Here is a 13,408-nt window from a genome sequence, read left to right as displayed (position 1 = left end):
GAGAAATTTTAAGAAAGGATAGGGAAGGTTTATCAAGGCTGCTTGTACATAAGGATGATTTTGATATAATTATGTAAATATAGAAAAGCTTAGATTATTTAGGGAGCGATATAATGTATAGAATAGTGTGTGAAAGCTATTTAAATTATATAAGGGACTTTGATGGAAAAGATAAAAATGATTTTCGTTATCAAATTATGATTCCCTTTGAACTGTTGTTGGATTTAGAGAAGTATAAAATAGAAAAGAAAAATAAGACTTTAAAATATAAGAAATTAGAGGATTTTATATGGTTTATGAAAAAAGCTATTAAAGATTATCCCAATTTTAAGTCATTTTTATGGACAGTGGAATCAAGGGGAATAAAGGGTAAATATTATGGCGTTTCCAGTGATGAAGAATTAAGGGAACAAATAAAAATAATGAATATGTTTTTAAAATTGGTTTATTGGAATTAAAAAACTAAAAATTTTAATAAAAGGACGGTAATAATTTAAATAAAAAAGATACTAAATTTAAAGTGCTTTATTCACTGGGGTTATTAATATCAAAACACTTTATATTTATGATAAAATATAATTAATAAACCTACGGATAAAGAAAAAAAGGGGGTAAAAACGATGGAAGATAAAACCTTTGAATTACTAACGAAAATGTATAATGAAATGCAAAATGGATTTAAAAAACTAGATAATAAGATTGATGAAAAAATTGACGGTGTAAAAAAAGATATAGACGGTGTAAAAAAGGATATAGTTAGACTAGAAAATAAAATGGACGAAAACCATAAAGCCCTTTATGATGGATACAAGCAGAGTATAGAGGGAATAAGTGGATTAAGAGAAGATGTAAAGGAAATAAAAAGTAAAGTTGAAAAACAGGAAATAGAGCTTAGAGTAATAAGGGGTGGAAGATAACAAAATTTTAAAGTACAAGTAGAGATATATATGATACAAAAAAATTTAGATGAAGTCAAATATATACTAGAATAAAAATTAAATAATACTGTATCAGCTGATATAAACGAAGAAAATCTAAAGGAAGATATGATAAAGTATTGGGCAATTGAAAGGGGATTATAAATAGAAATATACTGGTACATGATTATATGAGAATAGATAAAAAAATTATGGTAGATAAATTTAAAAATCATTTTGAGGATTTTGGCAAATATATTAACTATATAAATACTTGGCTGGAAAAAGAATATTAAATTTTTAGTGTTTTTTAACAAAATAGTGTGAAATTTTCCTATCTTCTATAAGTGGATGGGATGAAAGCACTATTTTTATTTGATTTTATACCTTCATCATTATAATTGTAGCTTCCCCAAGCACCTTCTATTGTCGGATCATCAATCAAAGTGATGTTTTCTCCTACTACTAATCTTCCCTGTTTATTGGTAAAAGGAGATGTGGAAGCTACAATTCTATCACCTTCTAACATATGTCCAAGAATTTCATGAAATAATAATTCGCCTGAACCATTTGTAAAAAAAAACGTCTATCTTCTGAAAAAGAAGAATTAATGCTAGTTTTGAGAAGGATGTTAGATAGGCTTGTTAAACCAATTGCTAAGAATATAGAAAAAATAAGAGTTAGGATATTAAGGCTTTAGAATTATTTAAGACAATAGGATTTAAGCAAGAATGTGTTTTGAAAAATGAGTTCCAAGGGAAGAATTTATCGTAGGTTATCTTAGCTATATGAATTCTAATAAACTTGAAGTCAAATCTCTTATTAATGCTACAAGTTAGTATAAGTAATTTTTAATCTTAAACTTGTTTATCTATATCATGTATTAAAACCTGGAGGGGTGCTAATGGTTTTAAATATTATAAAAATAGTTGTTTTACCTTTTATTATAATTATTGCAGGGGTGACTTTTTTACTTTTACCTGCAAAAAAAATAAATAACATTTGGGGATTTAGAACAAGAGCATCATCAAGATCCATAAGTACATGGAAATATGCTAATAAAAGAGCTGGGCAACTTTTTTTAGGAATGGGTATCGTACTTGAATGTATTTCATTAGCATTTGTTTTCTCTAAATTGATAGATTATACTCAAGTAATAAGTATTATAGCATATTCAGTTCTAGGTATAATTGTAATTGTATTTCTTATTGTACAAGTAGAACTTCATAAGAAGTTTGATAAAAATGGAAATAAAACTGAATAAATAATTTGAAAAGGATAGATTATGCAAAGTGGGCTTTAGAGAGTATAATGAGTAAATCGTCAATAAAACATCTTTATATATTGTCTATTGGGATAGTATGTGCTTATATAACAATATCCATAATTAAAGGTGGTATTGCAAATATACTGTATTATTGGAATAGATATTAATATCAAAACATCCCAAGAAACTCCTTACCAGCAGATGGCAGGGGTATTTTTTTATGGGTGACAATACCTATACTTCTACTTGGAATCTTTTCTTTCATATTAAGAGTAAATATATTTCCTTTCTTCAGATCCTCCTTAATTGCATCCTCTATAACAAAGGAAATTCCTAGCCCAATTTTAGTCATTTCCACAAGCAAATCTATACTGTCAAGTTCTATTTCTGGAGAAATTTTCACATTGTTTTTCTTGATGAGCTTTTCAAAATAAACCCTTGTTGTAGAATTCTTTTCCAGACTTAATATTGGATACTTTTCCAGTTCTTTAAGGTTGATAGTTTTATCCTTCAACTCATTAAATCTTTCTCCCCCAATAAAAACATCCTGTATAGTCTTTACTGGAGTCACTTCTAGATTTTCATATTTGTATTTATCACTTAAATTAATTACAGCTATATCAATATTTCCCCTTTTAAGAAGTTCTAGACATAAAGGAGAGGGCCTGTTAGTTATGTGAATCTTAATATTTGGATAATTTTCATGGAATTTTTTGAAGTAGGGTAGGAGAAAATATTTACAAATGGTATCGCTGGCACCGATGCGGATTTCGCCTTCCATTAAATTACTTATTTCAAATAAAGCCCTTTCACCGGACTTTATAAAATTAAAGGCTTGTTCTATATGCTTAAAAAGAGTTTCACCTTCACAGGTCAATTTCATATTTTTTGTGTGCCTAAAGAAGAGCTTAGTATCCAGTTTTTTTTCTAAAAGCTTTATAGATTGGCTTACTGCTGATTGGGAGACATAAAGCTTTTCGGCAGCCTTAGAAAAATTCATGGTTTTTGCTGCAAAATAGAAAACTTTATATAATTCAAAATTAATATCCATGCATTAGCACTCCTTATAATAATTATTAATATTATTAATTTTATTTATATATTTTACTATGTTAGAATTTAATTGTAAAGAGAAGTATAAATGTACGCCTTTAAAAGTTCAATTTGCGGTCGTAGCCACTGAGAATCCTTTTGGCTCATGTAAAAATAAGTTTTAGATTGAATAAAAAAGGATAAACAGATTTATAAAGCAATTAATAATTAATAATAAATAATGACTAGGATTAAATCTTTGTAGTATAAGAAACAGATAAAAAATTAGATAATTTTAGTTGAAAAACTATTATATATAGGGGGTTATCTCGTGAATAAAATAGTAAGACGACTATTTGTTGAAAAGAAAAGTGGTTTTGATGTGGAAGCTAAGCATCTACTTAAGGACATAAAAGATGATTTAGGGATAAGAAACTTAGAAGAAATAAGGGTTATCAATCGCTATGATGTATCGGGAATTTCAGATGTTGAATTTAATAAAGCAAAAAATATCATCTTTTCAGAACCAAATGTAGACAATGTATATGAAGAAGATATAAATATTGATGAGAATGAAAAAACATTAGCAATAGAGTTTTTGCCGGGACAATACGACCAAAGAGCCGATTCTGCTGAGCAATGTGTACAGATATTGACTCAAAAAGAAAGGCCAATTATTCATGTTGCTAAATTATTAATATTAAAGGGTAGCATAACGGATAAAGATTTTGAAAAAATTAGAGATTATTGTATAAATCCTGTGGATTCCAGAGAAGCTTCCCTTGAAAAGCCAAAGAGCCTTGAAATGGAGACTGTAGTTCCTAATGACGTAATGATTTTAGAAGGATTTATTGACAAGAAAGAAGAGGGAATAGCTAGTTTTAGAGAAGAATTTGGATTTGCAATGAACATAGATGATCTTGTATTCTGTAGAGATTATTTTAGAGATATAGAAAAGAGAAATCCAACAGTTACCGAGCTAAAGGCAATAGATACCTATTGGTCAGATCACTGTAGACATACTACCTTCCTTACTAAAATAGAAGAAGCTGAAATAGAAGAAGGCTTTTACAGCGATCCAATTGAAAGGGCCTATGAAGAATATCTAAAATCTAGGGAGTACGTTTACGGTGATAAAGATAAGGATATTTGTCTTATGGATATAGCTGTTATTGGTATGAAAGAGCTTAGGAAAAAAGGAAAACTTGACGATCTTGAAGTATCCGATGAAATAAATGCCTGCAGCATTGAAGTAGATGTTGATGTAAATGGGAAAAATGAAAAATGGCTAGTTATGTTTAAAAATGAAACCCATAATCATCCTACTGAAATAGAACCCTTTGGTGGAGCGGCTACTTGTCTTGGAGGAGCAATAAGGGACCCTCTATCAGGTAGATCATATGTTTATCAGGCCATGAGAGTTACAGGGAGTGGAGATCCAAGAAAAAGCATAGAAGAGACATTGCCAGGAAAGCTGCCCCAAAGAAAAATCACCGTGGAAGCTGCCCATGGCTACAGTTCCTATGGAAATCAGATAGGACTTGCCACTGGACAGGTTGCAGAAGTATATGATGAAGGATTTGTGGCCAAGAGAATGGAAGTTGGAGCAGTTATTGCAGCAGCTCCAAAGGAAAATGTTAAAAGGGAAAAGCCTGTCAAGGGAGATTTGATATTACTGGTAGGAGGAAGAACAGGTAGAGACGGATGCGGTGGAGCCACAGGGTCTTCTAAGGAACACACAGAAGAATCTATTTTTACTTGTGGAGCAGAGGTTCAAAAAGGTAATCCGCCAACGGAAAGAAAAATACAAAGGCTATTTAGGAAGCCAGAGCTTGCAAAGATTATTAAAAAATGTAATGACTTTGGAGCAGGTGGAGTTTCTGTAGCCATAGGAGAGCTTGCAGACAGCATTGAAATAGACCTTGATAAGGTTCCTAAGAAATATGAAGGATTAGATGGGACAGAGCTTGCAATATCAGAGTCCCAAGAGCGTATGGCAGTAGTAATTGACAAAAAAGACTTAGATAGATTTAAGGAACTTTCAAAGCAGGAAAATCTGGAAGCCACTTTAGTGGCGAGGGTAACGGATACCGGCAGATTAATAATGAAATGGCGTGGAAAAAATATTTTTGATATAAGTAGAGAGTTTTTGGACAGTAATGGAGTTAAACAAAAAACCAGTGCAAAAATAATTCAACCGTCCCATAAGGATAACTATTTTGATGAAACTGCTAATTTATATAAGGATAAGGAAATAAAAAGGGCATGGATAGAAAATCTTAAGGATTTAAATGTTGCAGATCAAAAAGGACTAGTTGAAAGATTCGACAGCACAATAGGTGCTTCAACTGTACTGATGCCATTTGGTGGGAAGCATTCACTTACTCCATCGGAAGGAATGGTAGCAAAGATACCTGTATTAGATGGAGAAACCAATACCTGCAGTATAATGACCTATGGATATAACCCAAGGCTTGCTAAATGGAGTCCCTTCCATGGAGCTATGTATGCTTTAATAGAATCGATTTCAAAAATTGTGGCCCTTGGAGGAGACTATAAAAAGATTAGATTAACATTACAGGAGTATTTTGAAAAGCTGGGAGATAATAGAGAAAAATGGGGTAAGCCACTTAGTGCACTACTTGGAGCCTTTTATGTTCAAAAGAAACTTTCAGTACCGGCAATTGGCGGTAAAGACAGCATGTCAGGAACCTTTAAGGATTTAAATGTTCCTCCTACTTTGGTGTCCTTTGCTGTAGACATTGCCGATGCTAGAAAAATAATATCACCGGAGTTTAAGAAGAAAAATAGTACTGTAGTTTTTGTTCCCCTTAAAAAGGATGAAAGAAATATCCCAAACTTTGATATTCTTGATAAAAACTACTCTAAGATTTATGAGCTTATTCAAAGGGGAAAAATTCTATCTGCACAAGCTGTAAGAATAGGTGGTATAGCAGCTGGAATTTCAAAAATGTCCTTTGGTAATAAAATAGGTTTTACATTTAATAATAGAATAGAAAGCGGTAAATTATTTAAGGACCACTGTGGTTCAATGATTATAGAAATAGATCCAGATGAAAATTTAAAAGAATTATTAGCTGGAATAGAATATGAAGTTTTAGGAAGAACACAATTAAAACAATCTATAGATGTTAATGAAGTAAGCATTGATTTAGATGAGGCTATAAATGCCTGGAGGGAACCTTTAAAGGATATTTTCCCAACAAAAGAGGATGTTCAGGGAAAACCTCAAAATATATTATATAAAAATGGTAATGTAATAAAATCTTTGGTAAAAATTGCAAAGCCAAGGATATTTATACCTGTATTCCCTGGAACAAATTGTGAATACGATACAGCAAAGGCCTTCGAAAGGGCTGGTGGAAAAGCAGATACCTTTGTATTAAAAAATCTTACTTCAAGGGATATTGAAGAATCTATTGAAGAAATGGTAGAAAAGATAAATAACTGCCAGATAATAGCGCTGCCCGGTGGATTTAGTGCTGGAGATGAACCCGATGGTTCCGGTAAATTTATAGCAACTGTATTTAGAAATCCAAGGGTTAAAGAAGCCGTTATGAATCTTATTAAAAACAAGGATGGATTAATATTAGGTATATGTAATGGCTTTCAAGCTCTTATAAAACTGGGATTAGTACCTTATGGAGAAATAAGGGATATTGATGAAACTTCACCAACCCTCACATTTAATAAAATAGGAAGACATATTTCCTGTATGTCCATGACTAAGGTTGTGTCGAATCTTTCTCCATGGTTTAATAATGTAAAGGTTGGAGATGTTCATAGAATAGCTATGTCCCACGGTGAAGGACGATTTGTGGCAAATGAAGAGGTAATGAAGGAGCTTATAGAAAGCGGCAGAGTGGCTACTCAATATGTAGATTTTGATGGTAATCCAAGCTATGAAGGAGAGTTTAACCCCAATGGATCCTTTAATGCTGTTGAGGGAATAACAAGTCCTGATGGAAGGATACTTGGAAAAATGGGACATTCCGAAAGAATGGGCATGAATGTATGCAAAAATGTACCAGGTGATAAGGATCAGAAGATATTTGAAGCTGGAATTAGATATTTTGGTTAGAAATTAATTTAATTAATTGTGCTAGTTTCTATATATTTAGAGTTTTAGTATTTCTTTTAAATAAAACTTTTAATATAAAACATTTGAGTTACTAGCACAATATTTACACTTTTCTTATAATTTTCAGTGATTAGATTATATAAATTAGGAACTCAAAACATGTTTGTGAACGGAAACAAAAATAGACATGTATAAAGTTCAATTTAAAACGAACTATAAAACTAAAATAAATAAAAATATACGTATAAATCATTGACTTAAAAAATCCTTTTTGCTAAGATTAAATCAAGGGGTGATATATTTGAAGGGATTTATTGATTTGAAGATTGGAATTATAGGTGGAGGCCAGCTAGGTAAAATGATAGCACAAGAGGCTAAGAAAATGGGGCTATTTGTTATTATCTTAGACCCAACACCTGATTCACCCGCTAGTGAAATTGCAAACAAACAAATAGTTTCCCATTTTAATGATAAAGGGAAAATTGAAGAATTAATTAATCAATGCGATATAACTACCTTTGAGATAGAACATATAAACACTGAAATCCTAAAAAAACTTGAGAACAGAGGAAAAGAAATTTATCCTGCTTCAAGGGTTTTAGAAATTATAAAGGACAAATCAAAACAGAAAGAATTTCTAGATGAATTTAATATTCCCACTAGTAATTGGAAAAAAGTTGATCATAATGCTTTAGATGATGAAATACCTGCTTTTCCCGTTGTTCAAAAAGCCTGTAGAGGAGGTTATGACGGTAGAGGGGTTTATGTTATCAAAAATAAAGAGAATATAGAAAACAGATTAAAAACAGAATCCTTCCTTGAAGAGTATATTGATTTTGAAAAAGAATTAGCAATAATGGTTGCAAGAAATAAGCAAGGGGAAATCAAATGTTATCCATTGGTTGAAATGGAGTTTGATGAAGAGAAAAATATCTGCGATATGATTATAGCCCCTGCAAGGGTGGATGAAAGTATTTACGAGGAAGCATCGAAAATTGCCGTTAAGTGTGTAGAAAATTTAAATGGTGTAGGAGTTTTTGGAATAGAAATGTTTCTTACAAAGGATAAGAGAATTTTAGTTAATGAAATTGCTCCAAGGGTTCATAATTCAGGTCATTATACAATTGAAGGATGTGTTACTTCTCAATTTGAGCAGCATTTAAGGTGCATAATGGGTTTACCCCTTGGATCCACGGAATTAATAATTCCTACTGTAGTAATAAATATTTTAGGAGAAAAAAATCATTGTGGAACTGCAGATTATATAGGAGTTGAGGAGACTCTATCTATTCCAGGTGTTAGTATTCATATTTATGGAAAGAAAGAGATAATGCCCTATAGAAAAATGGGTCATGTCACTATTGTAGATAAAGAAATAGACAAGGCTATAGAAAAGGCATATAAAGTAAAGAAAACTTTAAAGGCTGTATCAAAGGAGGCTAAGCATGAAGAGTAAAAAACCATTGATTGGAATTATTATGGGCAGTGATTCAGATTTACCGATTATGGGTGAAGCGGCTAAAATATTGGATGAATTTGATATTGATTATGAATTAACAGTAGTTTCAGCCCATAGAACTCCTCAGAAGCTATTTGAGTACGGAAAAACTGCCAGGGATAGAGGCTTAGAGGTGATTATTGCCGGGGCAGGAGGAGCAGCCCATCTACCTGGAATGATTGCTTCAATTACAGAGCTGCCGGTTATAGGAGTTCCAGTAAAAACATCGAAGCTAAGTGGACTTGACTCCCTTTTATCAATTGTTCAAATGCCCGGTGGAGTTCCAGTTGCTACAGTGGCAATAAATGGAGCCAAAAATGCCGGTATTTTAGGAGCCGAAATATTGGGTGTAAAGAATGGAAAAATTAGAGATAAAGTTAAGGAGTATAAAGATAATCTGCAAAGAGAAGTAGAAAACAAAGCAGAAAAATTAGAGGATTTGGGCTATAAGGAGTATTTAGAAAGAATGACAAAGTAGCTTAAAAAACCATATATACTTGTTTTACTAATAAAACCAAACTTTATTCACATGGGAGGATAAAAAATGATAAAAAAAGAAATGCTGTATGAGGGAAAGGCTAAGAAGGTTTTTAAAACCGATGATGAAGGAAAATACATTATAGAATATAAAGATGATGCAACGGCATTTAATGGAGTTAAAAAGGGGACAATCCTTGGTAAAGGCATAATCAATAATAAAATGTCCAGCTTACTTTTTAAGCTTTTAGAAGAAAAGGGAATACCAACCCACTTCCTAGAGTTTTTAAATGACAGAGAAATGATAGTTAAAAATGTAAAAATAATTCCCTTGGAAGTTATTATGAGAAATGTGGCTGCGGGTTCTTTAGCAAAGAGATTGGGCCTTGAAGAAGGAACACCCCTTAAAACTCCAGTACTTGAATTTTGCTATAAAAATGATGATTTAGGTGATCCTATGATTAATGACTATCATATTAAAGCAATAGAACTTGCAGCGGACAATGAGATTCAAAAGATTAAGGAATATGCTTTTAAAACAAATGATATTTTAGTAGAATTTTTTAAAGATAGAAATATTAGGCTTGTGGATTTTAAACTAGAGTTTGGTTTACATGATGGGGAAGTAATACTTGCCGATGAAATCTCTCCTGACACTTGTAGACTATGGGATTTAAAGACTAATAAAAAGCTTGATAAGGACAGATTTAGAAGAGATTTAGGAGAAGTAGAGGAAGCCTACGAAGAAGTATTAAAGAGGTTGCAGTAATGGAAAAATCTGTTTCTTTTTTTCTAAATTCTTGTTGGATTGAACGTTCTTTTTATTAATTTTCAGAATCACACATCTATAATAAATGGAGGGATAAAATACAATGGCCTGCAATGACTTTGCTTTAGATAAATTAAAAGAAGAATGTGGAGTATTTGGAATATATTCAAACAGCATGGAAAATATATCAAGAATGATATACTTTGGCCTTATAACTCTGCAGCATAGAGGACAGGAAAGTGCTGGTATAGCCCTGTATAATGATAATAAAATCCATTATTATAAAGAAATGGGACTGGTTAGAGAGGTTTTTAATGATACAATACTTTCCAGACTAAAGGGGAATATCGGAATTGGACATGTTAGATATTCTACAAGCGGTGAAAGCTATGTTACAAATGCCCAGCCTTTGGTTGTTAAATATAAAGGTGGTTCCATAGCATTGGCCCATAATGGGAATCTTGTAAATGCCAATGAAATTAGAGATGAATTGGAAGACGGAGGTTCAATATTCCAAACTTCGATAGACAGTGAAGTAATAGCTAATTTGATTGCTAAAAATTATAATCTTGGCTTTAAAGAAGCTATAGCCACTGCTGTAAAAAGAATAAAAGGAGCCTTTGCTTTAAGTATAATTTGTGAAGGAAAGCTAATTGGAGTTAGAGATCCCCATGGACTTAGACCCCTATGTATTGGCAAACTCGATGACGGATATGTTTTATCTTCAGAAAGCTGTGGTCTAGGAGTTGTAGGTGCAGAAATTATAAGAGATGTTAAACCAGGAGAAATTGTTATTATAGATGATAATGGTATAGAATCCATAATGTATGATGAAGATAAGCCAAAGGCTCTTTGTTCCTTTGAATTTGTATATTTTGCCAGACCCGATAGCGTTATCGATGAACAGAGTATATATCAAAGTAGAATAGAGGCAGGGAAAATACTTGCAAGAGAAAATCCAGTAGATGCAGATATCGTTATGGCTGTACCCGATTCTGGAACCGTTGCTGCAATAGGTTATGCTGAGGAGTCTGGAATTCCCTATAGACAGGGACTCCTTAAAAATAAATATTTAGGAAGAAGCTTTATTCAACCGGATCAAAAGATGAGGGAGCTTATGGTTAAACTAAAGCTCAGTGTACTTAAGGAAAATGTCGAAGGAAAAAGATTAATTTTAATAGATGATTCTATTGTTAGGGGAACTACCAGCAGGAGAATTGTAGATATGCTTAAGATGGCCGGAGCTAAAGAGGTCCATATAAGGGTTAGTTCACCTCCAGTTAAACACTCATGTTATTTTGGAATAGATACTCCTACAAGAAAGCAGCTTATAGGGGCTACCAATTCAGTAGAAGAAATAAGGGAAGCTATTGGAGCCGACAGCTTGGCATATTTAAGTATACCAGGTCTTGTAAAATCAATTAATATGAAGGATGAAAATCTTTGCACTGCTTGTTTTAGTGGAAATTATCCTATGGAAGTTCCAAATGGTAATAGTAAGTTTCGTTATGGGAAAAAGTAAAAAAATTTTGCTGGAGGTGAATGAAAATGAATGAAAAACTGACTTATATGGATTCGGGAGTTGATATAGAAGAAGGTGCTAGGGCTGTAGACTTAATGAAGGGTTATGTAAAGAATACCTTTAATAAAAATGTTTTATGTGATCTTGGTGGATTTGGTGGGCTTTTCCAGCTAGATTCAGATAATTATAAGTCTCCAGTTTTGGTTTCGGGAACCGATGGAGTTGGAACTAAGCTTAAGCTTGCCTTCATTATGGACAAACATGATACTGTAGGTATTGACCTTGTGGCAATGTGTGTTAATGATATCTTATGCCAGGGAGCAAAGCCATTATTCTTTCTAGATTATGTAGCAACAGGGAAAATAAAGGCTGAGAAAATTGCCGATATAGTAAAGGGTATTTCTGATGGATGTATAAAGGCAGGTTGTGCCCTTATAGGAGGAGAAACTGCTGAAATGCCAGGTTTTTATTCCGATGGGGAGTATGATATGGCTGGATTCAGTGTTGGCATAGTAGATAAGGATAAAATAATAGATGGAAGCAGGATTGAAGATGGAAATATAGTTTTAGGATTACCTTCAAGTGGTATTCACTCAAATGGGTATTCATTAGTAAGAAAATTATTTTTTGATAAATTGAAATATAAAGCAGATAAATATATAGATGAATTAGGTGAAACATTGGGAGAAGCTTTGATAAGACCTACTAAGATTTACGCCGATACAGTTATGGCTGTATTAAAGCAATATGATGTAAATGGAATGGTTCATATAACTGGTGGAGGATTTTACGAAAACATACCCAGAATTATTCCAAAGGGCTTAGGTGTAAATATTAATCTAAAAAGCTGGGATGTTCCACCTATATTTAGTTTAATGCAAAAAAAGGGAAATATAGGAAGAGACGAGATGTTTAAGACCTTCAATATGGGTATAGGATATATATTTGTTGTAAAAGAGGACGATGCTCAAAATATAGTTAAGACAGTAGAAAAAAAGGGTGAAAAGGCCTATATAATAGGAAAAGTACAAAAGGATATTAATGGGGTGAAATTATGCCTCTAAAGAAAATTGCTGTTTTAGTTTCAGGTAGGGGAAGTAATCTTCAAACAATTATAGATAATATTGAAAAAGGTAATATCAATGGAAAAATTGAAATAGTTATTTCAAGTAAAAAGAATTCCTATGCTTTAGAGAGGGCGGCAAATCATAATATTGAAGGTATGTATATAGGAAAGAAAAATTATCCTGATATTGATAAGCGAAATAATAAAATCATCGAAATTTTACAGGAAAGAAAAATAGATTTAATTATTCTTGCTGGATATATGAGTATACTCAGTGAAAAATTAGTTAAACTTTATAGGAATAGAATAATAAATATTCATCCATCTCTTATTCCAAGTTTTTGTGGAAAGGGATTTTACGGCTTTAAAGTTCATGAGGCAGTTTTAGAATATGGAGTTAAGTTAACTGGGGCTACGGTGCATTTCGTAGATGAAGGAACCGACACGGGGCCTGTCATACTTCAAAAGGCTGTAAATGTAGATTCTGACGATACGGTAGATACTTTGTCAAAAAAGGTATTAAAAATAGAACATGAGCTTCTACCCCTTGGGGTAAAGATGTTTTGTGAAGATAAACTGCAAGTTAAAGGTAGGAAGGTTAGGATAAGTATAGATTAAGGATAGATTTATAGGGTTAAGGTTAAAGCTAAGGTTAACATTAACATCAAGGCTTATTATTATTTTATTAAGATAACCTATTGTGATATTAAACTAAATTTTTGTTCTGAAATATAAACTAGTACAAAAAAATTACTTTA

At 32.3% G+C, this 13,408-nt stretch carries 12 protein-coding genes and 1 pseudogene; 11 read left to right on the top strand and 2 right to left on the bottom strand.

The genetic code is table 11. The features are described from left to right. Positions 1-113: 113 nt before the first annotated feature. From B5X81_RS06185 to B5X81_RS28565, 3 genes are all read left to right on the top strand, one after another. Positions 114-458: a hypothetical protein gene (locus B5X81_RS06185; protein WP_079490242.1), complete on the top strand. Its 345-nt coding sequence runs from the start codon at positions 114-116 to the stop codon at positions 456-458. Between the two features lie 162 nt (positions 459-620). Continuing rightward, positions 621-917 (top strand): hypothetical protein, encoded by a 297-nt coding sequence (locus B5X81_RS06180; RefSeq protein WP_079490240.1) that lies wholly within the window; start codon positions 621-623, stop codon positions 915-917. A 158-nt stretch (positions 918-1,075) separates the two neighbouring features. Then, entirely contained in the window at positions 1,076-1,213 is a 138-nt protein-coding gene (locus tag B5X81_RS28565; RefSeq protein ID WP_330397352.1) for a HepT-like ribonuclease domain-containing protein, read from the top strand. A 38-nt stretch (positions 1,214-1,251) separates the two neighbouring features. Here B5X81_RS28565 and B5X81_RS06175 read toward each other — a convergent pair. Then, positions 1,252-1,482, bottom strand: a pseudogene (locus B5X81_RS06175) (metallopeptidase TldD-related protein); the annotation flags it as partial. 339 nt (positions 1,483-1,821) lie between these two features. Here B5X81_RS06175 and B5X81_RS06170 point away from each other — a divergent pair. Beyond that, complete coding sequence (locus B5X81_RS06170) at positions 1,822-2,181, top strand: SdpI family protein (protein WP_079490237.1); 360 nt, start codon at positions 1,822-1,824, stop codon at positions 2,179-2,181. Between the two features lie 172 nt (positions 2,182-2,353). On the opposite strand, the gene B5X81_RS06165 is transcribed toward B5X81_RS06170, so the two are convergent. Continuing rightward, entirely contained in the window at positions 2,354-3,235 is an 882-nt protein-coding gene (locus B5X81_RS06165) for a LysR family transcriptional regulator (RefSeq protein WP_079490235.1), read from the bottom strand. A 312-nt stretch (positions 3,236-3,547) separates the two neighbouring features. On the opposite strand from B5X81_RS06165, the gene B5X81_RS06160 reads away from it, so the two are divergent. The 7 genes from B5X81_RS06160 to purN all read left to right on the top strand — a co-directional run bounded on the left by B5X81_RS06160 (position 3,548) and on the right by purN (position 13,268). Then, positions 3,548-7,318 (top strand): phosphoribosylformylglycinamidine synthase, encoded by a 3,771-nt coding sequence (locus B5X81_RS06160; RefSeq protein WP_330397341.1) that lies wholly within the window; start codon positions 3,548-3,550, stop codon positions 7,316-7,318. Between the two features lie 301 nt (positions 7,319-7,619). Further along, positions 7,620-8,774 (top strand): 5-(carboxyamino)imidazole ribonucleotide synthase, encoded by a 1,155-nt coding sequence (locus B5X81_RS06155; RefSeq protein ID WP_139380260.1) that lies wholly within the window; start codon positions 7,620-7,622, stop codon positions 8,772-8,774. After that, positions 8,764-9,294, top strand: coding sequence for a 5-(carboxyamino)imidazole ribonucleotide mutase (purE, locus tag B5X81_RS06150; RefSeq protein ID WP_079490234.1), 531 nt, complete (start codon positions 8,764-8,766; stop codon positions 9,292-9,294). The genes B5X81_RS06155 and purE overlap by 11 nt, the downstream gene beginning before the upstream one ends. Positions 9,295-9,360: 66 nt before the next feature. Further along, positions 9,361-10,062 (top strand): phosphoribosylaminoimidazolesuccinocarboxamide synthase, encoded by a 702-nt coding sequence (gene purC / locus B5X81_RS06145; protein ID WP_079490232.1) that lies wholly within the window; start codon positions 9,361-9,363, stop codon positions 10,060-10,062. 103 nt (positions 10,063-10,165) lie between these two features. Then, on the top strand, positions 10,166-11,584 hold the full coding sequence (gene purF / locus B5X81_RS06140; RefSeq protein WP_079490230.1) for an amidophosphoribosyltransferase: 1,419 nt from the start codon (positions 10,166-10,168) through the stop codon (positions 11,582-11,584). Between the two features lie 26 nt (positions 11,585-11,610). Next, positions 11,611-12,648, top strand: coding sequence for a phosphoribosylformylglycinamidine cyclo-ligase (gene purM, locus B5X81_RS06135; RefSeq protein WP_079490227.1), 1,038 nt, complete (start codon positions 11,611-11,613; stop codon positions 12,646-12,648). Continuing rightward, entirely contained in the window at positions 12,639-13,268 is a 630-nt protein-coding gene (gene purN, locus B5X81_RS06130; RefSeq protein WP_079490224.1) for a phosphoribosylglycinamide formyltransferase, read from the top strand. Before purM ends, purN begins: the two co-directional genes overlap by 10 nt. Positions 13,269-13,408 lie beyond the last annotated feature (140 nt).

It is taken from the genome of Maledivibacter halophilus (assembly GCF_900167445.1).
Classification (GTDB): domain Bacteria; phylum Bacillota; class Clostridia; order Peptostreptococcales; family Caminicellaceae; genus Maledivibacter; species Maledivibacter halophilus.
This window is presented reverse-complemented; position numbering and strand designations above follow the sequence as displayed.